At 57.4% G+C, this 25601-nt stretch carries 25 protein-coding genes; 9 read left to right on the top strand and 16 right to left on the bottom strand.

The genetic code is table 11. The features are described 5' to 3' along the window. The 6 genes from purB to cspD all read right to left on the bottom strand — a co-directional run bounded on the left by purB (position 1) and on the right by cspD (position 5468). Complete coding sequence (purB, locus tag FXO11_RS11210) at positions 1–1368, bottom strand: adenylosuccinate lyase (protein WP_148863052.1); 1368 nt, start codon at positions 1366–1368, stop codon at positions 1–3. Between the two features lie 163 nt (positions 1369–1531). Further along, a complete protein-coding gene (gene hflD / locus FXO11_RS11205; RefSeq protein ID WP_148864888.1) occupies positions 1532–2173 on the bottom strand; it encodes a high frequency lysogenization protein HflD in 642 nt (213 codons plus the stop codon). Between the two features lie 99 nt (positions 2174–2272). Continuing rightward, positions 2273–3442: a tRNA 2-thiouridine(34) synthase MnmA gene (gene mnmA, locus FXO11_RS11200; protein ID WP_148863051.1), complete on the bottom strand. Its 1170-nt coding sequence runs from the start codon at positions 3440–3442 to the stop codon at positions 2273–2275. A 201-nt stretch (positions 3443–3643) separates the two neighbouring features. Next, the gene (locus FXO11_RS11195) at positions 3644–4090 is read right to left on the bottom strand and encodes an NUDIX hydrolase (RefSeq protein ID WP_148863050.1); all 447 of its coding nucleotides are present in this window, start codon (positions 4088–4090) and stop codon (positions 3644–3646) included. Continuing rightward, on the bottom strand, positions 4091–4711 hold the full coding sequence (locus FXO11_RS11190) for a pseudouridine synthase (RefSeq protein WP_148863049.1): 621 nt from the start codon (positions 4709–4711) through the stop codon (positions 4091–4093). Between the two features lie 424 nt (positions 4712–5135). Next, complete coding sequence (cspD, locus tag FXO11_RS20620) at positions 5136–5468, bottom strand: cold shock domain-containing protein CspD (RefSeq protein ID WP_148863048.1); 333 nt, start codon at positions 5466–5468, stop codon at positions 5136–5138. A gap of 724 nt (positions 5469–6192) precedes the next feature. On the opposite strand from cspD, the gene clpS reads away from it, so the two are divergent. Both clpS and clpA read left to right on the top strand, forming a co-directional pair. Then, positions 6193–6555: an ATP-dependent Clp protease adapter ClpS gene (gene clpS, locus FXO11_RS11180; protein ID WP_148863047.1), complete on the top strand. Its 363-nt coding sequence runs from the start codon at positions 6193–6195 to the stop codon at positions 6553–6555. Between the two features lie 18 nt (positions 6556–6573). Continuing rightward, positions 6574–8844 (top strand): ATP-dependent Clp protease ATP-binding subunit ClpA, encoded by a 2271-nt coding sequence (clpA, locus tag FXO11_RS11175; RefSeq protein WP_148863046.1) that lies wholly within the window; start codon positions 6574–6576, stop codon positions 8842–8844. Between the two features lie 249 nt (positions 8845–9093). Here the strand turns inward: clpA and infA are convergent, their stop codons facing one another. The 9 genes from infA to FXO11_RS11130 all read right to left on the bottom strand — a co-directional run bounded on the left by infA (position 9094) and on the right by FXO11_RS11130 (position 16595). Continuing rightward, positions 9094–9312, bottom strand: coding sequence for a translation initiation factor IF-1 (gene infA / locus FXO11_RS11170; RefSeq protein ID WP_148863045.1), 219 nt, complete (start codon positions 9310–9312; stop codon positions 9094–9096). A 200-nt stretch (positions 9313–9512) separates the two neighbouring features. Next, on the bottom strand, positions 9513–10229 hold the full coding sequence (locus tag FXO11_RS11165) for an arginyltransferase (protein WP_148863044.1): 717 nt from the start codon (positions 10227–10229) through the stop codon (positions 9513–9515). Between the two features lie 12 nt (positions 10230–10241). Then, positions 10242–10958, bottom strand: coding sequence for a leucyl/phenylalanyl-tRNA--protein transferase (aat, locus tag FXO11_RS11160; RefSeq protein WP_148863043.1), 717 nt, complete (start codon positions 10956–10958; stop codon positions 10242–10244). A gap of 260 nt (positions 10959–11218) precedes the next feature. Continuing rightward, on the bottom strand, positions 11219–12175 hold the full coding sequence (gene trxB / locus FXO11_RS11155) for a thioredoxin-disulfide reductase (protein WP_148863042.1): 957 nt from the start codon (positions 12173–12175) through the stop codon (positions 11219–11221). A gap of 242 nt (positions 12176–12417) precedes the next feature. After that, complete coding sequence (locus tag FXO11_RS11150) at positions 12418–13329, bottom strand: AAA family ATPase (RefSeq protein ID WP_148863041.1); 912 nt, start codon at positions 13327–13329, stop codon at positions 12418–12420. A gap of 7 nt (positions 13330–13336) precedes the next feature. Next, on the bottom strand, positions 13337–14251 hold the full coding sequence (locus FXO11_RS11145) for a carbon-nitrogen hydrolase (protein WP_148863040.1): 915 nt from the start codon (positions 14249–14251) through the stop codon (positions 13337–13339). Next, a complete protein-coding gene (locus FXO11_RS11140) occupies positions 14248–15282 on the bottom strand; it encodes an agmatine deiminase family protein (RefSeq protein WP_148864887.1) in 1035 nt (344 codons plus the stop codon). Before FXO11_RS11140 ends, FXO11_RS11145 begins: the two co-directional genes overlap by 4 nt. Positions 15283–15376: 94 nt before the next feature. After that, the gene (locus FXO11_RS11135; RefSeq protein ID WP_227545860.1) at positions 15377–15721 is read right to left on the bottom strand and encodes a phosphodiesterase; all 345 of its coding nucleotides are present in this window, start codon (positions 15719–15721) and stop codon (positions 15377–15379) included. Between the two features lie 277 nt (positions 15722–15998). After that, positions 15999–16595, bottom strand: a complete 597-nt coding sequence (locus FXO11_RS11130) for a PilZ domain-containing protein (RefSeq protein ID WP_148863039.1) — start codon at positions 16593–16595, stop codon at positions 15999–16001. A gap of 139 nt (positions 16596–16734) precedes the next feature. On the opposite strand from FXO11_RS11130, the gene FXO11_RS11125 reads away from it, so the two are divergent. Both FXO11_RS11125 and FXO11_RS11120 read left to right on the top strand, forming a co-directional pair. Further along, complete coding sequence (locus tag FXO11_RS11125; RefSeq protein ID WP_148863038.1) at positions 16735–17976, top strand: lipoprotein-releasing ABC transporter permease subunit; 1242 nt, start codon at positions 16735–16737, stop codon at positions 17974–17976. Continuing rightward, positions 17969–18679, top strand: a complete 711-nt coding sequence (locus FXO11_RS11120; protein ID WP_148863037.1) for an ABC transporter ATP-binding protein — start codon at positions 17969–17971, stop codon at positions 18677–18679. Before FXO11_RS11125 ends, FXO11_RS11120 begins: the two co-directional genes overlap by 8 nt. Here the strand turns inward: FXO11_RS11120 and FXO11_RS11115 are convergent, their stop codons facing one another. Then, the gene (locus FXO11_RS11115; protein WP_148863036.1) at positions 18680–19219 is read right to left on the bottom strand and encodes a DUF2062 domain-containing protein; all 540 of its coding nucleotides are present in this window, start codon (positions 19217–19219) and stop codon (positions 18680–18682) included. Positions 19220–19323: 104 nt separating this feature from the next. Here FXO11_RS11115 and FXO11_RS11110 point away from each other — a divergent pair, with 104 nt between their 5' ends. From FXO11_RS11110 to lpxK, 5 genes are all read left to right on the top strand, one after another. After that, the gene (locus FXO11_RS11110) at positions 19324–21672 is read left to right on the top strand and encodes a DNA internalization-related competence protein ComEC/Rec2 (RefSeq protein ID WP_168203160.1); all 2349 of its coding nucleotides are present in this window, start codon (positions 19324–19326) and stop codon (positions 21670–21672) included. 65 nt (positions 21673–21737) lie between these two features. Next, positions 21738–22364 carry a MotA/TolQ/ExbB proton channel family protein gene (locus FXO11_RS11105; protein ID WP_148863034.1) on the top strand — a complete coding sequence of 209 codons (627 nt, stop codon included), beginning with the start codon at positions 21738–21740 and terminating at the stop codon, positions 22362–22364. A 5-nt stretch (positions 22365–22369) separates the two neighbouring features. Beyond that, on the top strand, positions 22370–22792 hold the full coding sequence (locus FXO11_RS11100; RefSeq protein WP_148863033.1) for an ExbD/TolR family protein: 423 nt from the start codon (positions 22370–22372) through the stop codon (positions 22790–22792). 31 nt (positions 22793–22823) lie between these two features. Further along, entirely contained in the window at positions 22824–24572 is a 1749-nt protein-coding gene (msbA, locus tag FXO11_RS11095; RefSeq protein WP_148863032.1) for a lipid A export permease/ATP-binding protein MsbA, read from the top strand. 4 nt (positions 24573–24576) lie between these two features. Continuing rightward, positions 24577–25584 (top strand): tetraacyldisaccharide 4'-kinase, encoded by a 1008-nt coding sequence (lpxK, locus tag FXO11_RS11090; protein ID WP_148863031.1) that lies wholly within the window; start codon positions 24577–24579, stop codon positions 25582–25584. The last annotated feature ends 17 nt before the right edge of the window (positions 25585–25601 follow it).

Raw genomic sequence — 25601 nt, 5'->3', positions numbered from 1 at the left:
TCAAATGGCCTTGGCCTGGGTGACAGCGTTGCCGATGTAGTTGGCCGGCGTCAACGCCAGTAGTTCGTCTTTGGCACTCTGGGGGATCTCGAGGTTGCGCACGAAGTCCTGGATCAGTTCCGGCGTCATGGCTTTGCCGCGGGTTAGCTCTTTGAGCTTCTCGTAAGGCTTTTCGATGTTGTAACGACGCATCACGGTCTGGATCGGCTCAGCCAGTACTTCCCACGCTTGGTTCAGATCCTCGTCGAGGCGCGAAGGGTTCACTTCCAGCTTGCTCAGGCCTTTGAGCGTGGCCTCATAGGCAATCAAGCTGTGGGCAAAACCGACGCCCAGATTGCGCAGCACAGTGGAATCGGTCAGGTCGCGTTGCCAGCGGGAAACGGGCAGCTTGGCGGAAAGATGACTGAACAGGGCGTTAGCGATGCCGAGGTTGCCTTCCGAGTTCTCGAAATCGATCGGGTTCACCTTGTGGGGCATCGTGGACGAACCGATTTCGCCAGCCACGGTTTTTTGCTTGAAATAACCCAGCGAGATGTAGCCCCAAATATCCCGGTCCAGGTCGATCAGGATGGTATTGAAGCGAGCGATGGCGTCGTAGAGCTCGGCAACGTAGTCGTGCGGTTCGATCTGGGTCGTGTATGGATTCCAGTCGAGGCCCAGGGTAGCGACGAAGGCTTCAGCGTTGGCGGCCCAGTCTACAGTTGGGTAGGCGGACAGATGGGCATTGTAGTTGCCCACCGCACCGTTAATCTTGCCAAGGATTTCTACGCGTTTGATCTGCTCCAGTTGGCGGCGCAGCCGATAGACGACGTTGGCGAATTCTTTACCAACGGTCGTGGGCGACGCCGTCTGGCCATGCGTACGTGAGAGCATCGGCTGCTCGGCGTGCTGCCGGGCCAAATCGGCCAACTTGTCGATGATCTTCTGCATACCCGGGATCAGGCCCAAATCCAGCCCTTCGCGCAGCATGAGTCCATGGGATAGATTGTTGATGTCTTCCGATGTGCAGGCAAAGTGCACGAATTCGGTGATCGCATGCAGCTCGGGCGTGTCGGCGATTTTTTCCTTAATGAGGTACTCGACAGCTTTGACGTCGTGATTAGTCGTGCGCTCGATGGTCTTGATGCGCTCGGCGTCGGCCAGGCTGAAATCGGCTACCAAATTGTTCAAAACCGTGTTGGCTTCCTCCGATAGCGTGGGTACTTCGCTGATTCCCGGATGTGCCGCCAACTGCTGCAGCCAACGGATCTCGACAGTGACGCGGTTCCTGATCAGGCCATACTCGCTGAATATTTCGCGAAAAATGCGGACTTTTTCGCCGTACCGGCCATCAACCGGTGAGATGGCGGTCAGGGACGTCAATTCCATCGGAAACCTCTCAAAAAGATCATGCTATGACTGCAGTGAATCGGGTGGCCAAACCGTAGGAGGGAGCGGCCGGAGCGTTCACTGCTGTTGAAAATGGCGTCTATGATACACCACCCAAGGCGCATCGGGGAGCCGAGCGGCGACTGATGTCCCCGCCGGAACGCTAATGGAAAACGGACTGGTTGGCCTGTTCGGAGAGGCGTCGTGCCATTTCGACCACGCGTTTGCGGTAGAACACGAGATGCCAGCGGCGGCCGCCGGTCTGGCGCCAAAGCACCGCAGACCGAATCCCGGCCAGCAGCAGGGCGCGAATCCGCGCCGCGTTCTCTTCCACACGTAGCTGATTGGGGTCGCCGGTAACCTGGATGCGCAGACGGAACGTGCTGATGGTGTCGGTGTAGACAGAGGCAAGATTGTTGACGAGATTCATGTGGTTATAGCCGAAGTGATCAGCGGTATGGCGGGCCTGATCGATCCGGCTGCCGATGATCTGCAGCATATCCTTGTGCTTACGCAGGCGTGACTCCAGATGTACCAGGTTGAGGGCGTAACGAAGGATCTCGATGTCCTGTTGGCCTTCCTGTTTCTGCAGCAGACTGCCCAGAACGGCAAGTCCTTCACGCAGGTCGCTCAGCTCACCGTAAACGCTGAGCGTGTTGGGGGGATCCGTCGCGAATAGCGAGCCGATACAGGTTTCGAAGGTGGACTGGGCGCACTGACCGCGATGAGCAATCTGCTGTACCAGCGCAGCGGCCTGAAATACCCCGGCCAGGGCTAAGGTCTGTTCTTCCAGTGATCGACTCAACGCTACCTCACTCTTCGTTGCCGCCCGGTTGGCGGTCATGCCAGTTGGGTCTTGTTTGCGACTGGGAACCGCTGGCGATCAGCGGCTCAAGCCAGATCATCAAGCGGGACGAGCCACAGATCCGGCGGACTCAACCGCGGTGATTTCAGACTCGCCGTCGCGCCGGGTGGTCTCGATGACGCCGCCGCCCAGGCAAATGTCGCCATCGTAAAACACCACGGATTGGCCCGGTGTCACCGCCCGTTGAGCTTCGTCGAAATCAACCCGGCAACCGGTCCCTTCAAGACGTACGGTACAAGGCTGATCGGGCTGACGGTAGCGGGTTTTGGCGTGACAACGAAATTCGGTCGCAGGCGGTTGCCCTGCAACCCAATCGATCGGTCCGCTGGTCAAGCCTCGAGAGAAGAGCAGGGGATGCTGTTTGCCCTGTACTGCAATCAAAACGTTGCGATCAAGGTCTTTCTCGGCAACGTACCAAGGATCGTCGCTGAAATTGCTCAGACCGCCAATGCCCAGTCCCTGCCGTTGGCCGATGGTGTGGTACATCAGCCCTTGGTGGCGGCCGATAACCTCGCCATTCGGCGCTTCTATGCTGCCCGGTTGTGCAGGAATGTACTGCTTGAGGAAATCGCGGAACTTCCGCTCGCCAATAAAGCAGATTCCGGTGGAATCCTTCTTGTCATGGGTCGCAAGGCCTGCTGCCTCTGCCAGGCGGCGGACTTCGGGCTTCTCGATCTCTCCCACAGGAAACAGCGTACGACCAATGCGCTCACCGGAGACGGCGTGCAGGAAATAGCTTTGGTCTTTGTTGGGGTCGAGGCCTTTGCGCAGGCGTGCATTGCTATCAGGCCCGATATCCCGCCGCGCATAGTGGCCAGTGGCAATGTAATCCGCGCCCAGGGTCATCGCGTAATCGAGGAATGCACGGAACTTCACTTCCTTGTTGCACAGAATATCCGGATTTGGCGTGCGCCCGGCACGATATTCCGATAGGAAGTGCTCGAACACCCGATCCCAGTATTCGGCGGCAAAGCTGGCGGTATGCAGGGTAATGCCGATTTCGTCCGCGACCATCTGGGCATCGGCGAGGTCTGTCATGGCGGTGCAGTATTCGGTGCCATCGTCCTCGTCCCAGTTTTTCATGAACAGGCCTTCAACCGCATAACCCTGTTCCTTGAGCAGCAGAGCCGCTACGGAGGAATCCACACCGCCGGACATGCCGACGATAACCCGGGTGTTGTGATGGTCTTGAGGCGCGTATCGAGTCATGAGTAGTCAGGACGAGTTAGTCATCGAGAATGGGTCGGTAACCGAAAAAAGGACACTGCAACCAAAAAATAAAAAAGTTTGGCGCGCATTCTATCAGTTTTGGCCGCGCGCGCGATCCGTAGTTGCGACTAGTCTCTTTAGTACTAACAAGTAGTACTAACAAGTATCGGCCAAAGTCATTCATTTTAGGCGAACAGTTCTCTATCCCGCAGGATCGACAATCACGGAGAGAGGAAATCGGCGGCCCGCCAGGTAGTCTTCAATACACTTGAGGACCAGGGGGCTGCGTAGGTCGTCCTGGCGTTCACGCAGCTCCTCGTAGGTGAGCCAGTGGGCAGCAATAATGTCGGGGTCCAGCTCCTCGGTGGCGTGCTTGACTGCATCGGCAACAAAACAGAAGCGGTAATAGGTGGCGTCGGTTGCCGGAGCTACGTAGGTATAGAGTCCGAGGAAGTGCCGCGGCTCAACTTCCCAACCTGTTTCTTCAAGCGCTTCACGGCGTGCGGCATCGAGGATGGTTTCGTGCTGTTCGACGTGGCCGGCGGGCTGATTGAAGACGATACGGCCATGACTGCGTTCTTCCACCATTAGAAAGCGCCCGTCCTTTACGGCGATCACGGCGACGGTGGCGTGTGGTTTCCATGTCATTCAGCGGTTCCTTTTCTTGCGTGTGCTCGTCGGGTGGCGTCGGGGGGCATGAGTGCGGCGACGCATGTCTTTCTGGGGTGTGTGGATCTGAAGTTGCCGGGTGCCACCCGGGGCTAACCCGTCGATATCCCAGTCGCCGATCGATGTCCGTACGAGTCGCAGGGTAGGAAAGCCGACGGCTGCGGTCATCCGGCGGACCTGGCGATTCTTTCCTTCGGTGATCGTTAGCTCGATCCAGCTGGTGGGTACATTCGCGCGAAAACGCACCGGCGGGTTGCGGGGCCAGAGGTCTGGCTCCGTCAATCGATGCACTTTGGCGGGGCGAGTTGGGCCGTCCTTCAGTACAACGCCGTTGGACAATCGCGCTAGGGCCTCGTCGTCGATGTTTCCCTCAACCTGTGCCCAATAGGTCTTCGCCATTTTTTGTTGAGGCGAGGCGATACGGTGTTGAAGCGCACCGTCATCGGTCAGCAGTACCAAACCTTCGGAGTCGTAGTCGAGACGGCCGGCTGGATAGACATCGCTGACGCCAACATAGTCAGCGAGGGTGGCTCGGCCCTCGTTGTCCGTGAATTGACAGAGGACGTTGAACGGTTTGTTTAACAGGATCAGATTGGCCATGAAACGTTCGGGACGATAGGGTTGGGCGGCTTTAAAATTACCGTATTGCCACGCGGCTGTCCGTGAGCATGTAGTAATACTAGATTTTAGTGAAGCTAGAGCCCAGTAAAACTAGAGCTTGTGGAAGGAGAGGACGCTGGGCCGACGATCTAGTGACCTCGCCACTATTCGCCACTACTGAGCGCCTGCGACGTTTGCAGGCCGAGCCAGAGCGAGAAAAGGCCGACCCGGATCAACCGAGGTCGGCCTGGCCTGAAGTAGATTTTATGGTGTCTGCACAGTTTTAAAATTGACTGGAGCGGAAAATTTAATCAATAAATGCCTCTTATCCGGCTCGCAATGAACCTGAATGAAAAAGTTTTTGGTCTTAGGGGGCAGCTCCGAAATTATTCGGCGCTATCCGCTAAGCGACCAACAGCTACCGTCAGGCGTGGATGGTTCGCAGATGACTGCGCGTTTCCGAGCCTTCGGTAGCTTCGCTTTCGGAATCCGAGTGCTCGGAATTCGCGGCTTGTGTCTGGGAATGCGACGTCGGTTCGCGCTTCTCAAGTCGATCCAGGGGAACGATGTTGATAGCGTGTGTGCCTTTGTCGCTCGGTTTTTTGTCAAAGCTAACCGCCTGGCCGGCTTTGAGCGTTTTGTAGCCATCCATTTGTACGGCCGAGAAATGAGCGAATAAGTCTTCGCTACCGCCATCCTCGATAATGAAGCCGTAACCCTTGGCGTTGTTGAACCACTTCACTTTGCCTTGAGGCATGATTCACTCCCTTGTTTTCCTGCTCGTCTTATTATTGCTATTCATTAATTTATGAATACCGGAACGGCTAATGAACCGATGAAACCGGCCGAATCGAGCTCTCGACCCGGGATTTACAGAATTTTACATTGCCGATTCTACTGTTGACCAATATTCCTTCTGAGTCAATAGCCAAAGTACCGCAAAGTACTGGTTGAGCGGACTGCGTAGGCGTTAATATGAGGTCAGTTTATGACGCCTCCGATTCAGCGACTTTAAAATGTTCCCCCCAACCGACGCTGATTGTGCTGAAAGATGCAAGTGACTCGCAGTTAATGGCTGATACGGGCGTTTTGCAAGATTAGGGGGCGTCGGACGCAATGGTCAGAACGCAGCCTTCGGAGCTTTTGGAACAATCCACGTTAGCTATCGCGAATAACTGTCGCGGTTAACGATCACGTCTTCGAGCGTATCGCGAGTTTTGACGAGCCCCCGGCATTCCTACAAATCGCGCGTTGCCGTTGGGCATTGTTTTGAATGATTGCGAGTTGCTTTAACCTTTACGTTAGATCCGACGTGGATGTTATTCACGGGTTCCTTAACAGGCGCTGCTTCGCCGGCGTCGTGATGCTTTTGGTCAACGTAATTAGCAGATTCATCTTGAAAACTTGAGTCTGCGGAACCACCTTCTGTGAAGGAGCGGAACTTGCACCGCTCCTCGTTATCTAAAATCCGGTAATGAATCATGCGGAACATCGAGAATTCTCTACTAATATTAAATCAAGGGGAGGATGAACAGGACCCAGATCGCGAAGATGGTCTGGCCGTCTCTCCGGAGAAACCCGCGCTGAAACGTCCTGCACGTTTTCGGGTCATTCTCCTCAACGACGATTACACACCGATGGACTTTGTCGTTGATGTCCTGATGAAATTCTTCAGTATGAATGAAGAGAAGGCGACGCAGGTGATGCTGCTCGTCCATACACAGGGAAAAGCCGTATGTGGGGTATATACCCGTGACATCGCGGAAACTAAAGCGGCGCAGGTGAACCAGTACTCTTCGGAGTGCGAGCACCCGTTGCTTTGCGAGATTGAACGTGCGGACTGATAGACCTTGGGGTGGCCCATGCTAAGCAAAGATCTGGAAATTACGCTGAATACAGCGTTCAAGAATGCCCGGGACAAGCGTCATGAATTCATGACCGTCGAGCACCTGTTGCTCGCTTTGATGGATAATGACTCGGCGGTGGGAGTCCTTAAGGCTTGCGGCGCGGATCTTCAGCGGCTTCAGGAAGAACTCCTGGAGTTTGTGGATTCAACCACGCCCCTTATTCCACACAACGACAGCGAGCGCGAAACCCAGCCCACCTTGGGATTTCAGCGCGTGCTACAACGGGCCGTATTCCATGTCCAGTCTTCCGGCAAGAAGGAAGTCACTGGTGCCAATGTGCTCGTGGCCATCTTTAGCGAACAGGAGAGCCAGGCCGTATACGTTCTGAAAAAACAGAACATTGCCCGGATCGATGTGGTCAATTACGTCTCCCACGGTATTTCTCGCGTACAGGGCAGCGAGGAACAGGAAGGCGGCACAGATCACGCCCAAGAAGAAGTGGGTGAAGACGGCGCCTCCTCGAAGCCGCTGGAAAGCTACGCCACTAACCTGAACGAACAGGCACGTAAGGGGCGCATCGATCCTCTGATCGGTCGTGAGCACGAAGTTGAACGTGTGGTCCAGATCCTGGTTCGCCGTCGCAAAAATAACCCCTTGCTGGTCGGCGAAGCCGGTGTCGGCAAGACGGCTATTGCTGAAGGCCTGGCTAAGCGTATCGTCGACGGCCAGGTGCCGGATGTTATTTCCGATGGCATTGTCTTTTCGCTGGATCTCGGCGCGTTGCTGGCGGGGACGAAGTATCGCGGTGATTTCGAGAAGCGGTTCAAGGGTCTACTGGCCGAGCTCAAGAAAGTGGATCACGCGATCCTCTTTATCGATGAGATTCACACGATAATAGGTGCTGGTTCCGCGTCCGGAGGTGTGATGGATGCATCGAATCTGCTCAAGCCACTGCTAAGTTCGGGTGAGATCCGTTGTATCGGCTCCACGACCTTTTCTGAGTTCCGTGGCATTTTCGAAAAAGACAGTGCCTTGGCGCGCCGGTTCCAGAAGATCGACGTCAACGAGCCCAGCGTCGAGGATACCTACCAGATCCTTCGCGGGCTGAAGACGCATTTCGAGAAACATCACGATCTTAAGTACACCGACAAAGCCTTGCGCGTTGCCGCAGAACTGGCTGATCGCTACATCACCGACCGTCATCTGCCGGATAAGGCGATCGATGTGATCGATGAGGCCGGCGCCCGTCAGCGTCTGCTACCGACCAACAAGCGGCGCAAGGTGATCGGCGTGTCCTCAATTGAGGATGTCGTGGCAACCATCGCGCGGATCCCGCCGAAGAGCGTGTCCACCAGCGACAAGGATTTGCTGCGTAACCTGGAGCGCGATCTTAAGATGGTCGTGTTTGGCCAGGATCGAGCCATCGAGTCGCTGTCCACCGCGATCAAGCTGGCCCGTGCCGGCTTGAAAGCGCCGGAGAAGCCGGAAGGTGCCTTCCTGTTCGCCGGTCCTACCGGTGTAGGCAAGACCGAGGTCACACGGCAGTTGGCCAAGGTCTTGGGTATCGAGCTGGTGCGCTTCGACATGTCCGAGTATATGGAGCGGCACACCGTTTCCCGCTTGATCGGGGCGCCTCCGGGCTATGTGGGCTTTGATCAGGGTGGCTTGTTGACCGAATCGGTGAACAAACAGCCGCACTGTGTGCTGCTGCTGGATGAAATCGAGAAAGCGCATCCGGAAGTGTTCAATCTGCTGTTGCAGGTCATGGATCACGGTACGCTGACTGACAACAATGGGCGTAAGGCCGATTTCCGCCACGTGATTTTGGTGATGACGACCAACGCCGGTGCGGAATCGATGAGCCGACGCTCCATAGGTTTCAGCGAGCAGGATCACAGTACGGATGGCATGGAGATTATTACCAAGACGTTCACGCCGGAGTTCCGTAATCGGCTGGATGGCATTATCCAGTTCGAAGATCTCAACCGGGATACCATCACGCACGTTGTGGACAAGTTCCTGACGGAGCTTCAGGCCCAGTTGGACGAGAAACGTGTGGTCTTGCATGTGGACGATGAGGCCAAGCGTTGGTTGGCGGGTAAAGGCTACGACGTCACCATGGGGGCTCGCCCGATGTCGCGTCTGATCCAGGATAAGATCAAGCGGCCGCTGGCGGAGCAGATCCTGTTTGGTGCATTAGCGGAAAGTGGTGGGGAAGTGCATGTTCACCTCGAGGACGACGATCTGGTCTTCGAGTACGAGAACGAACCCGCCGAAGCGGTCTAACGATTGCTGTTCTGAAAACCGAACCCGCTCCCACCGGAGCGGGTTTTTTTTGGTCTGTTTAGTGCGTTTGTACTTGCGCGCTAGATACAAAAAAAAGCCCCATGTGGGGCTTTCATTCTCCAGTTCGTTGTCCGCCATCTGTCGCGCTCGGCCCGGAAAGGGAGCGCGGGTGCTAAGACCGTAGAAACTAGCGGCAGCGGACTCGACTGTGCAGACTATTGGCTACGCAGACTATAAACGGACTGGGTATTAACGGGCGCGATAAACGATGCGGCCCTTGCTCAGGTCGTAGGGAGTCAGCTCAACCTTGACCTTGTCGCCAGTCAGGATGCGAATGTAGTTCTTGCGCATCTTGCCAGAGATGTGTGCGGTAACGACATGGCCGTTGGCCAGCTCGACGCGGAACATGGTGTTCGGAAGGGTATCGACAATGACGCCTTCCATTTCAATGACATCAGCTTTTGCCATTCAGTAGAAACCTCACAATTTTAATGTATGTCTTGGGCGTAATGGTCGTGAACCTATTACATCGGGTCGGCGCCGGTAAAAATCAAGCCATTACCGGTGCCGGTCGTATAAATGTGCGCAATTCTGCCTGAATTATGAGCGTATAGCAAAAGCAGACACCCGATAAATACCGAAGGTGCTGGTGCGTAGGTCGGTGGCGCCTAACCGCTGGCGATAAGTTGCTGCCAGTGGCCGCCAATTAGGGCTTCGAGGGGTTTGAAGCGAGCCTTGTAGTTCATCTTGCGGCACTCACGGATCCAGTAACCCAGGTAAAGATAAGGAAGTCTACGCCGCTTGGCCTCCTCAATTTGCCAAAGAATGGCCAGCGTGCCAAGACCACGCTCATCCTCGTCCGGATCGAATAGCGTGTAGATGGCTGATAGGCCGTCATCCAGAGCGTCTACCACCGCAAGGCCGATAAGCCGTTCGTCGTGCCACATTTCGAGGAACTCACTTTGGTTGGCGCCCTCTACGAGGAATGAAGTGAACTGTTCCCGGGAAGGCGGGTACATATCGCCGTCGAAGTGGCGCTCTTCGATATAACGGGCATAAAGCTGATAGTAGTTTTCCTGGAAGCGTGCCGGAGAGACCCGGAACGACAAGTCGTCGTTACGTTTCCAGACCCGCCGCTGCGACCGGTTGGGGATGAATTTTTCCGCATTCAGTCTTACTGGAATGCAGGCGTTACAGGTTTCGCAGTGGGGACGGTAGTAGTGAGATCCGCTGCGCCGGAAACCGAGCGCTGTGAGCTGACTGTAGAGGCGCTTGTCCACATGCGCTCGTGGGTCCACGAACATGGTGGTCGCCTCGCGGTCTGGCAGATAGCTGCAGTCGTGCGGTGGTGTGGCGAAGAAAACCAGCGTTTTGAGGCTGCTCATCAGTGACACCTCTCACTCAACGTCGCTGCCGGACCAGGAAAGATCCATTGTCCAGGAGCGGTGTCTGGGCGTTTTATCGATGTTATTCCACAGTATAGTTAAAAATTGGGAGCGAGGAATACATCGTGCACCGAGGCTGATCAAGTGGCCGTTTTCCACTTGGCAGTCCATCATGGCATAACCCCAGCGCTCGAGCTGGAGGGCGACGTGGGCGAAAACCACTTTGGAGGCATTATCCTCCCGGGTGAACATCGATTCGCCAAAAAAACAGCAGCCGATACCCACACCATAGAGCCCGGCCACCAGCTGGCCCTCGCTATTCCAGGCTTCGAAAGAATGGGCGTTACCGCGGCGGTGAAGCTTGCGGTACGCCTGCTCCATTTCATTGGTAATCCAGGTGCCTTCCTCGCGTACTTCGGCGCACCCGCGAATCACACCGGCGAAATCCCGGTCGATGGTGATCTTGAATTGACCCTGATTCAACGTGCGCTTTAGGCGCCGGGAAATATGAACTTCGCCCGGAAACAGCACACAGCGGGGGTTAGGGGACCACCAGAGGATCGGTTGTTCCTCGCTAAACCATGGGAATATTCCGTTGCGATACGCCAATTCGAGGCGTTCGGGGGCTAGGTCTCCACCGATCGCGAGCAAGCCGTCCGGCTCCTCCAGTGCCTCCTCAGGCGAGGGAAACCAGAGTTCGTCGGGATCAAGCCAGGGCAAAGAGGTCATTGTTGGTTCGGATATTCCTTGGCATGCCGTGGAGTTGCTGAATGCCCCTGTGAGCCAGGCACGTTCCGCGTCGCGGCTTTCAGCGGCGATGGCCGCGCCCAGTAGGCCCGCGCTCTGCAAGTGCTGGGACCGGCAAAAGGGGGCTCGGACCGGTTCAGAGGCGCTTTCGTTTGGTCAAAGCGTAGCATGCGGTAGGAAAAGACACACGGCAGAGTGAGCATGCCATCGCCCGAACCGGTCGGTGCGGGCGATGGCGGCGGTTAGTCTGAAAGCTGATCCAGGAAACGTTCGGCATCCAACGCTGCCATGCAGCCGAAGCCGGCGGAAGTTACGGCTTGCCGGTACACGTGGTCGGCAACGTCACCGGCCGCGAATACGCCAGGAACGCTACTCTGGGTTACCATGCCCTCAAGCCCTGACCGAATGCGGATGTAGCCGTTGTCCATATCCAGCTGACCCTCGAATAGGCCGGTATTGGGCTTGTGACCGATGGCAATGAAGACCCCGGCCAGATCAAGGTCGCGGGTTTCGTCGGACTTGGTGCTCCGTGCCCGCATCCCGGTCACGCCGGTCGCATCGCCGAGCACCTCGTCCAGGGTGTGATCCCAGAGAATTTTAACGTTGCCGTTTTTCTCCTTCTCGAACAGTTTGTCTTGCAGGATCTTTTCGGCGCGCAGTTTATCCCGGCGGTGCACCAGCGTGACTTCGTCGGCGATGTTGGACAGATATAGCGCTTCCTCGACGGCTGTGTTGCCGCCGCCAATGACCGCGACTTTCTGTTTGCGATAGAAAAAGCCGTCGCAGGTGGCGCAGGCAGAAACGCCTTGGCCCTTGAACTTTTCCTCGGATTCCAGCCCCAGGTACATCGCCGATGCGCCGGTGGCAATGATCAGTGCATCGCAGGTGTACTCGCCGCTGTCGCCCTTAAGACGAAAGGGGCGTTGGTTTAGATCGGCTTCGTTGATGGTGTCGTAGACGATTGAAGTCTCGAAACGCTCCGCGTGTTTCAGCATCCGCTGCATCAGCTCCGGGCCCTGCACGCCATCGTTGTCGCCAGGCCAGTTGTCCACGTCCGTGGTGGTTGTGAGCTGGCCGCCAACTTCGATGCCGGTGATCAGTGTCGGCTTCAGATTTGCACGGGCAGCATAGACCGCAGCGGTGTAGCCAGCGGGCCCGGAACCCAGGATGATCAGTCGGGAGTGTTTGACTTCGCTCATAATGGTGTCTCTCTCGAATGTGTCTCACGGGTGGTTGCCAGGACGCGCCACCCGTTCTGTAAATGCCGGCGAGAATACCATGATCCTGTGCCTAGCCCGAATTGTTTGGCCTAATCTGTTTTATTGCGCCGGGCTATGATGACGTCGTTCCGTGACATGATCGGATAGGCGGATATGACGACGAAAGCCTCGATTTCAAGCGCTGAAACACCCGGCGGGTCACTGGTATGCCGTGCGGCACACTAGGCCAGAACCGAAACCTGTTCCAGCAGAAGCTGGACGCGCTGCAGACTTTGGCGCGTTTCGCCTTGCTCCAGCCGGTGGCGTGCTACCGGCGGCAGTACCGCCTGTATATCGTCCGGTAGGACATGATGCCTGCCATCCATTAATGCCCAAGCTTTGGCTGCTCTGATTAGCCCCAAACCGGCGCGAGGTGACAGACCATAGAGGACGCCAGGCATACGCCGGCTCTGTTGCAGTAGGCGTTGCACATAGTCGAGCAGGGCAGCGCTGGTGCTGACTCGCTCGACACTTTGCTGCAGTGCTTGCAGGTCGTCGCTGCTGACCAGCGGGCTGAGTGCCTGTATCAGGCTGCGTCGATCGGTGCCTTCCAGCAATTCCCGCTCCGCCCGAGGGTCGGGATAACCGAGTTCGATGCGCATCAGGAAACGGTCAAGCTGGGATTCCGGCAGGGGATAGGTACCGCCCTGTTCCAGCGGATTCTGGGTGGCGATGACGAAAAACGTCGAGGGCAACGGGCGGGTTTCGCCTTCGATCGACACCTGTCGTTCTTCCATGGCTTCCAGCAACGCGCTCTGCGTGCGGGGAGAGGCGCGATTGATTTCATCGGCCAGCACAACCTCGGAAAAAATGGGCCCAGGATGGAAGATCAGACTGCCGGCCTCTTTGTCGTACATGGAAAAACCCAGCACGTCGGCTGGAAGCAGGTCGTTGGTAAACTGAATGCGCGTGTAGCTTAGATCCATGATCCGGGCAATGGCGTGGGATAAGGTGGTCTTGCCCATGCCGGGAATATCTTCAATCAACAGGTGGCCTCGGGCCAGCAAACAGCACACTGCAAGGCGAACCTGGTGATCCTTGCCGAGAAGGATCGCGTTGAGCCGTTCAACCGTGGCGTCGATCAACTTTTTCATGGCGGAATCAGTCCCTGACCCGGCGCAGTATTTCACCGTAGGCATCAATCCGGCGATCACGGAAGTGCGGCCAGATACGGCGGATGTTCTCGCTGCGGTCGCGGTCGATAGTGGCGTAGAGTACGCCTTCGTCGGCGTCGTTGGCGCGCGCCAGGAACTCCCCCTGCGGACCGCACACGAAGCTGTTTCCCCAAAAGCGAATGCCTTCGCCAATGCCTTCGGGGTGCGGCTCGGTACCGACCCGGTTGGGTGCAATGACCGGCAAGTTGTTCGCGACGGCGTGCCCCCGTTGAACGGTTACCCAAGCTTCAAGTTGACGGGCCTGTTCGTCGGGCTCGTCGGTGACGTCCCAGCCGATAGCGGTGGGATAAATCAGCAATTCAGCGCCGGCCAGAGCCATTAGCCGGGCTGCCTCGGGGTACCATTGGTCCCAGCACACCAGTAAGCCGAGGGTGCCGACCGAAGTTCGGACCGGGGTGAAACCGTTTTCTCCACTGTTGAACGTGGCATCTCCCGGCGTGAAGTAGAATTTCTCGTAGAAGCCCGGGTCGTCCGGGATGTGCATTTTGCGGTAGAGGCCGGCCAGGGTTCCGTCCGTTTCGAAAACGACCGCGGTATTGTGGTATACGCCGTTCATGCGACGCTCGAAAATCGAACCCACCAGCACGACCCCAAGCTCTTTGGCCAGCGCGCTCAGGTGTTCCGAGGTGGGCCCGGGAATCGGTTCGGCCAGTTCGAATACGGCGACGTCCTCGGTTTGGCAAAAATAGAGCGTGGCGTGCAGTTCCTGCAGGACAATCAACTGCGCGCCGTTGCCCGCTGCTTCGCGGACCAGCCGTTCAGAGGTGGCCAGACTGACGGATTTATCGTGGCTACAGGTCTGCTGGATAGCGGCAACCTTGAGTTCGCGCTTATCGCTCATGGGTTAACAACCCCCGTGGGCAGCTGCATGGTCACGCAATGCAGGCTGCCGTGCTGGTGGATGAGAGGGCGGCAATCGATGGGTACGATTTCCCGGTCGGGAAAGAGGGTGCCGGCAATGCGGACAGCTTCGTCGTCCTGGGGTACGTCGTAAACCGGAAAAAGCACGGCGCCATTGATGATCAGGAAATTGGCATAGGTAGCCGGCAGACGCTCACCCTCTTCACCGTAACAGGGATCGGGCCAGGGCAGTGCTGTCAGGCGGTAGGGCGTGTCGTCGGCGCGTCTAAATTGCTCGAGCTCGGCTTCCATGGCGCGCAGGGCAGCGTAATGCTCATCGCCTTCGTCATTGCAGCGCACGTAGCAGATGTGGTCAGGCGCGCAAAAGCGGGCCAAGGTATCGATATGGCTATCGGTATCGTCGCCGGCCAGGTATCCGTGGTTGAGCCAGAGCACACGCTCGGCCCCTAGGGTTTCTTTCAGCTTGCTTTCGATCTCGGCACGGTCAAAGCCGGGGTTTCGAGTTGTCGCAAGCAGGCACTCGCTGGTGGTCAGAATGGTGCCCATTCCGTCGGATTCGATCGATCCACCTTCCAGAACGAGGTCTACCGTCGTCAGTTGCGTGCTGCCGAAGGCTCCGGCTTCGTGGAGATGGCGGTTCAAGGCATCGTCCTTGTCCCAGGCAAACTTGTCGCCCCACGCATTGAAACGAAAATCCAGCAGCTCAGTTTGGCCGGCAGCGTCGATGGCAATCGGGCCATGGTCACGGGCCCAGGTATCGTTAGCCGGGGCGTTGACGCTGTAGACGCGGCCGGGATAGCCGCCGTTATCCGCCCATTGGTTGAGGGATGCCGTCAGCGTTGTTAACCGGCTGGCATCCTCGCAGCTTAGAAGCAGATGTTCGAAGCGCAGCACAGCCCGAGCGATTGTTTCGAAAACCCGTTCCACGTCGCCGAGGCTATCCAGCCAGTCGGTCCCCCCGTGAGGCCAGGTCAACATGACTGCGCTTTGCGGCGCCCATTCAGCAGGCATTCGGCGGGATGTGCTCAAAATTTACTCACCTATATCCATGGGTAGGCCTGGCCCGGTCTCTGCTTTGAGTACGAACGTCTATTCGTGGCGGCCTTCAGCGTGATTCGGGCTTCATTACTGCATGAACTACGTGGTCGTACTCGAAATAGACGACAAAATCGTTGTAGAGCCACTGCGTTATCGGTGGCTGGCCCACGGGGCCCTTGATACCCTGGGGTTGGCCGAACGATGTGCGCACCTGATCCTGGGTTTGGCCGTGGCGCGGCAGGGACACCGAGTCGCGCTCGGCGCCTTGTTGCATCACCGGCGTTCGGAGTTCGTCGGCATGGACAGACCATGCGCCGGTCATCATCAAACCACCCATCAGCAGCGCGCAGCCCATTCGCTGAAAAAAGGACGGTCGAAGCGTGCGGTTTTCAGCCTTTTTTTGAGTTTTCATGACACGGTACACCTTCGTGGTCATCGTCTTTCAATGGTCAAAAGTCTTTCAATGATTAGCGCCTTTCGGCAATAGCCGTTTTACTTAAAGCATCAGCCTGTTGGCACACCGTGGGCTTAACAGAGGTTATTTGGCGTGGACCTGTGTTCATTGACGCCCAAGCGCTTGGAAACTCATCGGGTAACAGCTGCTAAGCGTTGTTTTGGTTACGTAAATTTATTATCGGTCAAACACTACTACAGGTTATGTTCCAAGGGAATATTGCTGAGGTAACGGTTTAGCGGGTATCCGTAACGGAATTGTCACCGCTCTCGCGCTGGCGCTGGCGAATCTGCCAGCGCATGATATGGCGAGCGATCTGCTGCCGGTCGGCGTCATCGAGGGCACGGAATTCGGTATGCAACCAGCGTCGATTGTCGGCGCCTTCGCTGATGGACACAATTTCGGCGGTACCTTGCGGACGGAAAAGCTCGGGTGGCAAGGTCAAGCGTAGGGCGAGGTGGCTTCCGACGCACAGCTTGTCGTCGTCGCTGGGGAAGGCAATCCCGCCTTCACTGACGGTGGCTTCATACCACTGGTTCGGTTGCAACGGATTTTGCTCAAAGGCCATAATGCGCGCCAAAGTGTCGACCTTGGTGTTAAAGGATTTCATCAGGTTGGCGAGTAGGCGGTCTCTCTCGGCCAGACTTGCCAGTTGGTTGCGGACATCCTGATCGATGCGTCTCAGTTCGTCGTGGAGTGGCGCCAGCTCGTGGTCGTCAAACGGATCGCCGGGGAAACCAGCCTTGCTGTCGTCGATTGGCTGGAATTCAAGACCGATTCTGTCGTGGATCCTGAAATAATCACGCCGGTCTTCAGTGGGGTTCGGAACCATCTCAATACTCCTGAACGCCTCGTCAGCAAGGTGTTTTTTGCGCAAATGAACTGCGCGTGGATAGAGCAAGTTTAACAGCAGATCGGCCCCTAGAGGGACGCTGCGTGATCGACTTCAGGGAAGCGGTAGGCCCTCATACATGTTCAAGCCCTTATCTTTTTCCATTGGACTGCGTTATACCGCAGCCAAACGGCGCAATCATTTTATTTCATTTATTTCCCTGACCTCGATCTTGGGGCTCATGCTGGGCGTGGCCCTGCTGATCATCGTGCTATCGGTTATGAACGGTTTCGATCGCGAGCTGCAGCAGCGCATTCTGGGTATGGTGCCCCATGCGACCATTCAAGGCCAAAGCACGGTTGACGATTGGCAGCGTATCGATCAAAAGGCGACGGAAACGCCTGACGTTATTGCCGCTGCGCCTTTTATTCAGGGACAGGGAATGGTGACCGGTTCCGGCAACGTCCACGGCGTGATGCTCAACGGTATTCTGCCGGACGAAGAGCGTCAGGTATCTATCATCGAAAACCACATGGAACAAGGCTCGCTGGAGGACCTGCGTTCTGGCGAATTCGGTATTATCGTGGGGCGGCTGCTCGCGGCCAGCCTGCGGTTGCAGATCGGCGACAAGGTCACGGTGGTGCTGCCGGAAGCGTCGATCACGCCGGCGGGTGTATTGCCGCGGCTGAAGCGTTTCACCGTTAAGGGGATTTTCAGCGTCGGTGCCGAACTCGATGGTAGCTATACGCTGATCCACATGGACGATGCCGCTAAATTGATGCGTACGGGCGGCAAGGCCCAGGGAGTGCGCCTGTTGGTCGACGACTTGTTCAAAGCGCCGCGGGTGGCCGAAAAGGTGGCGCGTGGGCTGGGCGGTCGCTATTACGTGTCAGACTGGACGCGTACCCACGGCAACTTGTTCCAGGCGATACGCATGGAAAAGACCATGATAGGTCTGCTGTTGATGTTTATCGTGGCGGTGGCGGCCTTTAACGTCGTATCCACGCTCGTCATGGTGGTTACCGACAAAACTGCGGACATTGCGATCCTGCGTACGATGGGCGCAACGCCCGGACGCATCATGCGGATTTTCATCGTTCAGGGCGCGATTATCGGGGTTTCGGGTGTGCTTGTGGGCACTATCCTCGGCATTCTGGGCGCGGAAAACATCAGTGCAATTATCAGTTGGGTCGAGGGCGTATTGGGAATAACGTTCCTCAGTCCCGATGTCTATTTCATCAGCTATCTGCCTTCCCAGCTCCAATGGAACGATGTCTTCATCATCAGCGGTTCGGGTCTGGTTATGGCCCTGCTTGCAACCATCTATCCGGCATGGCGAGCATCCCGTGTCGATCCGGCGGAGGCCCTGCGTTATGAGTAATGCTGCCCAGACTCTCGAAGGCAAGCCCCTGGTCATCGACTGTCGCGAAATTACCCGCACGTACCGTCAGGGGCCGGCGGAGCTCACGATTTTTTCCAGTATTTCCCTCGAGGTTTCCGCTGGCGAGACCGTTGCCATCGTCGGTAGCAGTGGTGCCGGCAAAACGACCCTGCTGAATCTATTGGGCGGCCTCGACAAGCCATCCTCCGGGCATATCTCCATCTGCGGCGTGGATATTCACAACTTGCGTGAAAAGGGGCGGGCCAAGTTTCGTAACCGTCAGCTCGGTTTCGTCTATCAATTTCATCACTTGTTGCCAGAGTTCACAGCATTGGAGAACGTGATGATGCCTTGCGCGTTGGCAGGGGAATCGATGGCGTCTGCACGCGTCAAAGCCCGGGAAATCCTGGAGCGCGTAAAGCTCGGCGCACGGCTGGACCACAAGCCTGGCGAGCTATCCGGGGGAGAGCGTCAGCGGGTGGCCATCGCCCGAGCGCTGGTGAACGAGCCGGAGTGTGTGCTGATGGACGAGCCCACGGGCAACCTCGACGAACAAACCGCGCGGGAGGTCCAGGGTCTGATCGAGTCATTGCGGGACCAGATCGGTATCGCCTTTGTGGTGGTCACTCACGACATTGATATGGCCCACCGTTTGGGCCGCGTTCTCAGACTGGAAGAGGGACGCTTGGTAGAGGATGCCTGATTACCGGTGACCGAGCGAGCGGGTGCCTTGACGTATGCCCCGCCGCTTGCGCCAGTCCGACCGCACCTTGCGCCGCCATAGGAACTGAATGACGAGATAGCTGACGCAGGCCGATAGCACGCCGAGAACGACCGAGCCGACGTAAAGTGGAACGCCGATATCGATCAGCCGACTGCTCAGCCAGCCCCAAGATAGGTGAAACTCGAAATCCAGCACCGGGCGACCCAATAGCCAGGCGCCCACCTTATAGTTGAAGTAAAAAATGGGCGGCATCGTCAGCGGGTTGCTAATCCAGACCAGCGCGACAGAAAGTGGCAGATTGGCGTTAAACCAGATAGCGAAGAAACCGGCTGCGACCATCTGGAAGGGTATCGGGATGAAGCATAGGAAAATCCCGATCAGGAAGGCCCTGCAAACGGCGTGACGGTTGATGTGCCAGAGATTGGGTTCATGCAATACGTCGCCAAGAAAACGCAGGGATTTCATGTCCCTGATCTTCTCCGGCCTTGGCATATAACGCTTGATGAACCTTTTCGGCATGGCGTCCGACTGCCTATGGGTTGGATTCAGCACTGTAATACGGCCGAGGCCGGTGTGCGGTAATTATGGACTATAAAGGGCAAGGATTGCCCGGGAGTTTTAGTGTGCGCGCAGGGATTGCTGCATTCGCGGGCGGCGTCATCTTACTTTATTGTGTTGGCGAAATACCACCGTTGGTCCTGTTGTGGATTGCCTTGATTGCAGGCATCACCCTGTCCTTTCTGAGTCAAAGACTCCGCACTCTTTCGATCTGCTTTTCCTGTCTTGTCCTCGGGTTGCTATGGGCCAGTTGGTCGGCCAGCGAACGGCTGGAGGACCAACTTCCTGACCAGAGCCAACTACCATCCCAGACCGTAGAGGGGTATCGCTGTAGTCTGGTCGCACCCGGAGCCTACAACAGCTCGCGTTTCGATTTCTGTGTCGTCCGTTGGGTCGAGAACGATCCTGAAGTCGAAAGAGTAGAAAAGTTGAGGCTTGCACTTTATGGCGCCGAGCCGGGGGCCGTGCTTCCGCTCCGCATGCGTTTGGCGGTAAGGCTCAAGCCGCCTCATGGCAGCGTAAATCCGCAAGGCTTTCGTTACGAAACCTGGCTTTTTCGCCATGGATTTGGCGCCACCGGCAGTGTTCGGGAATGGACGCCGGCTCCGGATATTGCCTGCGGGCCGGGCTGTCGTTATCACCAGTGGCGCGAGTCCGTTGCCGCCAAATTGAGCGAGCGCTATGGACAGCTCGAGGCGTACCCGCTGATGGAGGCGCTTCTGCTCGGCGAGCGACGCTTGCTGGATGCGGAGGACTGGGCCCTGTTCCAGGCGACGGGAACCTCACACCTGATCGCAATTTCAGGCCTGCACATCGGTTTGATCGGCCTTTTTAGCGGTTGGGTGGCCAAACGTCTGATTGGACGCTTGGGCCAGCGTTACGTCGGTGCGCGTGCACAGCGCTGGAGCGTGGCTGCCGCCAGTCTGCTGGCCTGTTTGGGCTATGCGTTACTTGCCGGCTTCACCGTGCCAACGCAGCGGGCGCTGGTCATGGCGACTGTGGTGATGGGTGTCTACCTCAGTGGCCGGTTATCCGGCTATTGGACTGGGTGGCTGGTGGCTCTGGGCAGTGTGCTGCTCCTCGATCCCTTTGCCCCATTGGACGGCGGTTTCTGGCTTTCCTTCGGCGCTGTCGGCTGCCTGATCCTTATGTTCTCCGGCCGGCTACAACCAACCGGGTTCGTTCACGCATTGTTGCAAGCCCAGGTGGCGGTGATGGCCGGGCTGCTGCCGATCCTTGCGTTTATGGATCTGCCTTCAGCGGCATTGGGCTGGCTGGTCAATATTCTGGCGATCCCGCTGATGTCTTTTGTGTTGATGCCATTGCTGTTCACGCTGACGCCCCTGGGGATGCTTTCGCAAACGGCGCTTGAGTTTTGCGCGCCGATTTTAGAGGCGGTCTTGGGTGGGTTCATGTGGGCGCTCCAAGGATTTGCCGATGTTTCGCCGGAAGGCTTTCGTTTCGACGCATTTGCCGCTGTGGTCATGGCTCTAGCGGTCACGGCCTGCCTATTGCCAACCCGTCGTGCGTCACGCGCTGCGTTTGCCGCGGTGGCGATCATCTCTATGGGCGGCAGCTTGGCACGATCTCCGCAAAATGCCTCTGTTGCCCACCCCGAACTTTGGGTTTGGGACGTGGGGCAGGGACTGTCAGCGCTCTACCGAGAAGGGGACCAGGTTCTGGTATACGATACCGGGCCGGGTTCGCCTTCGGGCTATACGTCCGTGGATGCTGTTATCGGTCCCAATTTCCGCCAATTGGGAATTGGGGTGATCGATACGCTGGTCATCAGTCATGGCGATGCAGACCATGCCAGCGGCCTGAGTTCGTTGCTTCGGCACTATCCCGTCCGCTACTTCGTGACCGGTGAGCCTGAGCGTGTTGCGGGTAAGCTGAAAGCGTCCGCAATAACGCTGGATGCTTGCAAGAGCGGTGAGCAGATCCGCTTCGGCGAGTCCCGCCTCGCGTTTTGGCAGGCCCCGGCGTCGGCGCCGGGTAACGGACGTTCGTGCGTGTTGCGAATTACCACGGACCACGCCGAGATCATTCTGCCGGGAGATATTACCGCAGCGCAGGAGCAGCTTTGGCTGGCCGAGCATGATGTACCTACTGGCAAGCCGCGCATTGTCGTAGCCCCGCACCACGGGAGCAAGACATCGTCCAGCACCGCGTGGGTCAACGACCTGAAGCCCGATGTGGTGATTTTCTCGGCGGGTTACCGCCACCCATACGGGCATCCTGCGAGGAGCGTTAGCGCGCGCTATCGTGCAGCGGGCGCCGCTCTCTTCAATACCGCGTCAGCAGGCGCCATCAGGGTACGGTTGCGCGATAAGGCGGTCGATGTCGTACCCGCTCGCGCGGGCGCGCCGTTCTGGATAGCGGCACCTCCCGCACAATCCTCCGGCCGCCCGTAGAGGGTGTGGCGGCTGGCCGCGCCTGTGCTAAAGTAGCGCGGCAGTTAAACATCAGGAGATAAAGTGTGTTAGAGCTTCTTCAGGCGGGCGGCATCATTATGGTGCCCATTATTGCGTGCTCCATTCTCGCCCTTGCCATCATTCTCGAACGTTTCTGGAGCTTGAGGGCGTCGCGCGTTGCCCCGCAGAGTACGATTAACGAGCTTTGGCGCTGGATCAAAAAGAAGGAGCTCAATGCCCGCAAACTGAAGGCTCTCCAGTCTTCTTCCCCCTTGGGGCGCGTGCTTGCCGGTGGTTTGATGAATGCCAAGCACGGCCGGGAGATTATGAAAGAAAGCATCGAGCAGGAGGCCAGCCAGGCCATCCACGAGCTCGAGCGCTTTTTAAACCCTTTGGGCACCGTGGCGACGATTACGCCGCTACTGGGGTTGTTAGGTACCGTGATCGGTATGATCAAGGTTTTTGCCGAAATCCAGCTTGCCGGGGTCGGCGATGCCGGTAATTTGGCCGGCGGTATTTCCGAAGCGCTGATGACCACCGCCGCTGGCTTGAGCGTGGCGATCCCGGCGTTGATCTGCCACCGCTACTTCATCCGTCGCGTCGACGAACTGGTCGTCAATATGGAGCAAGAGGCCATCAAGCTGGTCGAGGTGGTCCACGGCGATCGTGAAATCGACGTAGAAGGAGCCTGAGCGCCGTGAAGTTCAAGCGCCAGAGAAGTCAGGAAGTCAGTGTCGACCTGACGCCGCTGATCGACGTCGTCTTTCTGTTGTTGATCTTTTTCATGGTGTCGACCACGTTTACCCGGGAGAGCCACCTCAAAGTCGACCTGCCCGAAGCCAATGGCGAAATTGCCGAAGCGCAGGCCGAGCAGGTGGATGTGGTGATCAACGCCGAGGGGCTGTATTCGGTGAACGACCGACCTTTGGTCAATAACCAGAAAGAGACGCTCCAGAAAGCGGTCCAGGAGGTGTCCGGAGGCGATGCCCAATTGCCGTTTATTATTACGGCGGACGCCCAGACGCCCCACGAATATGTGGTGCGCGCGATGGATGTCGCGGGCAAGCTTGGTTTCGTCAAACTCAGTATAACCACCCAGCGCACAACGGACAGCGAGTGACGACGTACCAAAGACCGACCGGAACTGAATTATGACTGCGGACACCGCAACCAACTGGCAGACGTACAAGCGGCTACTGGCCTACGTCAAGCCGTTCTGGCTGGCATTTTCCCTAGCTGTCCTCGGCAACGTCATCTATGCCGCCGCCTCGACAGGCATGGCAGCGGCCATGGAATATGTGATCAAGGCCATCGAGAATCCCACCGAGCAAAATCGCTTGCTGCTAACCGGCCTAATTGTCGGCGTTTTCTCTCTTCGCGGACTGGGCACCTTCCTGGGGCAATACTTTATCAACTATGTCGGTCGGCAAGTGGTCAACGCCTTGCGTACCCAGGTTTTCGACCGTCTGCTGCGACTGCCTTCGCGCTTTTTCGACGATCATTCCGCCGGTCACTTGGTATCCAAGCTGACGTTCAATGTCGAGCAAGTGGCGGATGCGACCACCAACGCTGTAACGATTACGCTACGGGAAGGTTTGACCATTGTCGGCCTTCTGGGGTTTATGCTCTATACCAACTGGAAACTGACACTGATCTTTGTCGCTGTGGGGCCGGTCATCGGCTTTGTTGTTAGCTTCGCCAGTAAGCGGTTCCGCAAGCTGAGTCGCCGCATCCAGGGTTCTATGGGCGATATCACGCACGTGGCGTCCGAATCCATCAGTGGTTATCGCGTGGTCCGGATCTTCGGCGGTGAGGGATACGAGCGCGAGCGATTCCACGAAGTCAGTAACCGTAATTTGACCCAGAGCCTGAAAATGGCCTCCACTCAGGCCATCAGCGTGCCCGTCATTCAGGTGCTAGTCGCCTTCGCCATTGCCTCGCTCGTCTGGCTTATGCTGGCGCCGGAAATCCGGGGCGGAATGAGTACGGGTGAATTGGTCGCGTTCATTACCGCTGCAACGACCATGGCCAAGCCGATCCGCCAGGTTACATCGGTTCACGCCCGAATACAGAAGGGTGTCGCTGCCGCTCACGACGTATTCGAAACCATAGACGAAACACCCGAAGACGATAGCGGCACATACGCGCCCGATCGGGCCAAAGGCGATATCAGTTTCCGGCAGGTATCTTTTCGCTACCGGGACCAGCTCGACGATGTGCTGAAATCCATCGATCTCGAGATTCCTCAGGGCCAGAGTTTGGCGCTGGTCGGCCGCTCCGGTAGCGGTAAATCCACGTTGGTCAGTCTGCTGCCGCGCTTTTACGAATACACCGGTGGCGAGATTCTGATCGACGACGTCCCCATCCGCGATTACACCTTGCGGGCACTGCGCAACCAGATCGCTTTGGTGACCCAGAACGTGGTGCTCTTTAACGACACGATTGGCGCCAACATTGCCTACGGTGCACTGCGCGAACACACGCGGGAAGAAATACGGGAAGCGGCGGCAAAAGCGCATGCCCTCGAATTTATCGACCGCATGCCGGAGGGCATGGATACGTTGATTGGCGACAACGGCGTCATGCTCTCCGGTGGTCAGCGCCAACGCCTGGCGATTGCCAGAGCGCTGCTAAAAGACGCGCCGATCCTGATGTTGGACGAAGCGACGTCGGCCCTGGATACGGAGTCCGAGCGCCATATTCAGGCTGCTCTGGATTTGGTCATGAAAGGGCGTACGACGTTGGTTATCGCTCATCGTCTGTCGACGATCGAAAAGGCGGACCGTATCCTGGTCATGGACGACGGACAGATTGTGGAAGCAGGGCGCCACGAGGACTTGCTGGAGCAGGGCGGCGTGTACGCCCAGCTACACCAGACCAATTTCAGCGAGGCAGGATGACCCCATGGTCGACCGTCTCTGGTATGGAGAAGGCCGTCCACTCTGGCTGCTTTGGCCGCTAGCATGGCTCTATCGCTGGATTGCCCGGCGTCGGCGGGAGGCCTATCTATCCGGGCGGCGTGACGTCAGCCGCCCGCCCATCCCTGTCGTCGTCGTTGGCAACATCACGGCGGGTGGCACCGGCAAATCCCCGCTGACTTTGGCTATCGTCGCTCACCTGAAAAAACAGGGCTGGCGACCGGCTATTGTAAGCCGGGGCTATGGCGGGAAATCGGATCACTATCCGTTGGAAGTTTGCGCGTCCACCGCAGCCCATCTCAGCGGCGACGAACCGTTAATGCTCGCCCGCCAGGGTGGTGTCCGAGTTGTGGTCGATCCCAAACGTGCCCGAGGGGCTCAGTGGGCGTACGATAACAACCTGGCGGATATACTGGTGTGCGACGATGGCCTCCAGCACTACGCCCTGGGTCGGGACCTGGAAATTGCGGTGTTTGATGGCGGGCGTGGTCTTGGTAACGGCGCGCCCATTCCCGTGGGTCCTTTGCGGGAGCCGGTTGAACGCTTGGCGCGGGTAGATGCCGTCGTAATCAATGGCGTTGGTAAGCTGGCGCAACTGGACCACCCTCAATGTCAGACTATGCAAATGGAGCCTTACCGGCTCGTGAATCTGAAAACCGGCGAGAACCGACCTTTAGACTGGTTGTCCGGTATCGCCGTGACTGCCGTTGCCGGTATCGGTAATCCGGCACGTTTTTTCGACACGCTACGATCTTTGGGCGCGGAGGTTCAGGAGCGGCCCCTGGGCGATCACCATGCGTTCAAAGCGGACGATTTGCGGCATCCCGCAAATCAGCCTCTGGTCATGACCGCTAAGGATGCCGTGAAGTGCGGGGACTTTGCCGATGTGGATTGCTGGTCACTTGAAGTTCGTGCTGCCTTGCCGGATGCTTTCTGGACAATGTTTGATCGTCGCCTTGCGGAACTGCAATTGCCGCGAGCGGCCCGCCCATGATGATTGATGTAGGAATC

It is taken from the genome of Marinobacter fonticola (assembly GCF_008122265.1).
GTDB lineage: Bacteria > Pseudomonadota > Gammaproteobacteria > Pseudomonadales > Oleiphilaceae > Marinobacter_A > Marinobacter_A fonticola.
The sequence above is the reverse complement of the archived record's forward strand: the minus strand, read 5'-3'. Positions and strand labels throughout refer to the sequence as shown.

Coding starts and splice junctions, on each gene's coding strand:
- purB (WP_148863052.1), bottom strand. CDS start 1,368: ATGGAATTGACGTCCCTGACCGCCATCTCACCGGTTGATGGCCGGTAC.
- mnmA (WP_148863051.1), bottom strand. CDS start 3,442: ATGACTCGATACGCGCCTCAAGACCATCACAACACCCGGGTTATCGTC.
- FXO11_RS11195 (WP_148863050.1), bottom strand. CDS start 4,090: ATGACATGGAAACCACACGCCACCGTCGCCGTGATCGCCGTAAAGGAC.
- FXO11_RS11190 (WP_148863049.1), bottom strand. CDS start 4,711: ATGGCCAATCTGATCCTGTTAAACAAACCGTTCAACGTCCTCTGTCAA.
- cspD (WP_148863048.1), bottom strand. CDS start 5,468: ATGCCTCAAGGCAAAGTGAAGTGGTTCAACAACGCCAAGGGTTACGGC.
- clpS (WP_148863047.1), top strand. CDS start 6,193: ATGCGGAACATCGAGAATTCTCTACTAATATTAAATCAAGGGGAGGAT.
- clpA (WP_148863046.1), top strand. CDS start 6,574: ATGCTAAGCAAAGATCTGGAAATTACGCTGAATACAGCGTTCAAGAAT.
- infA (WP_148863045.1), bottom strand. CDS start 9,312: ATGGCAAAAGCTGATGTCATTGAAATGGAAGGCGTCATTGTCGATACC.
- FXO11_RS11165 (WP_148863044.1), bottom strand. CDS start 10,229: ATGAGCAGCCTCAAAACGCTGGTTTTCTTCGCCACACCACCGCACGAC.
- aat (WP_148863043.1), bottom strand. CDS start 10,958: ATGACCTCTTTGCCCTGGCTTGATCCCGACGAACTCTGGTTTCCCTCG.
- trxB (WP_148863042.1), bottom strand. CDS start 12,175: ATGAGCGAAGTCAAACACTCCCGACTGATCATCCTGGGTTCCGGGCCC.
- FXO11_RS11150 (WP_148863041.1), bottom strand. CDS start 13,329: ATGAAAAAGTTGATCGACGCCACGGTTGAACGGCTCAACGCGATCCTT.
- FXO11_RS11145 (WP_148863040.1), bottom strand. CDS start 14,251: ATGAGCGATAAGCGCGAACTCAAGGTTGCCGCTATCCAGCAGACCTGT.
- FXO11_RS11140 (WP_148864887.1), bottom strand. CDS start 15,282: ATGCCTGCTGAATGGGCGCCGCAAAGCGCAGTCATGTTGACCTGGCCT.
- FXO11_RS11135 (WP_227545860.1), bottom strand. CDS start 15,721: ATGAAAACTCAAAAAAAGGCTGAAAACCGCACGCTTCGACCGTCCTTT.
- FXO11_RS11130 (WP_148863039.1), bottom strand. CDS start 16,595: ATGGTTCCGAACCCCACTGAAGACCGGCGTGATTATTTCAGGATCCAC.
- FXO11_RS11125 (WP_148863038.1), top strand. CDS start 16,735: ATGTTCAAGCCCTTATCTTTTTCCATTGGACTGCGTTATACCGCAGCC.
- FXO11_RS11120 (WP_148863037.1), top strand. CDS start 17,969: ATGAGTAATGCTGCCCAGACTCTCGAAGGCAAGCCCCTGGTCATCGAC.
- FXO11_RS11115 (WP_148863036.1), bottom strand. CDS start 19,219: ATGCCGAAAAGGTTCATCAAGCGTTATATGCCAAGGCCGGAGAAGATC.
- msbA (WP_148863032.1), top strand. CDS start 22,824: ATGACTGCGGACACCGCAACCAACTGGCAGACGTACAAGCGGCTACTG.
- lpxK (WP_148863031.1), top strand. CDS start 24,577: ATGGTCGACCGTCTCTGGTATGGAGAAGGCCGTCCACTCTGGCTGCTT.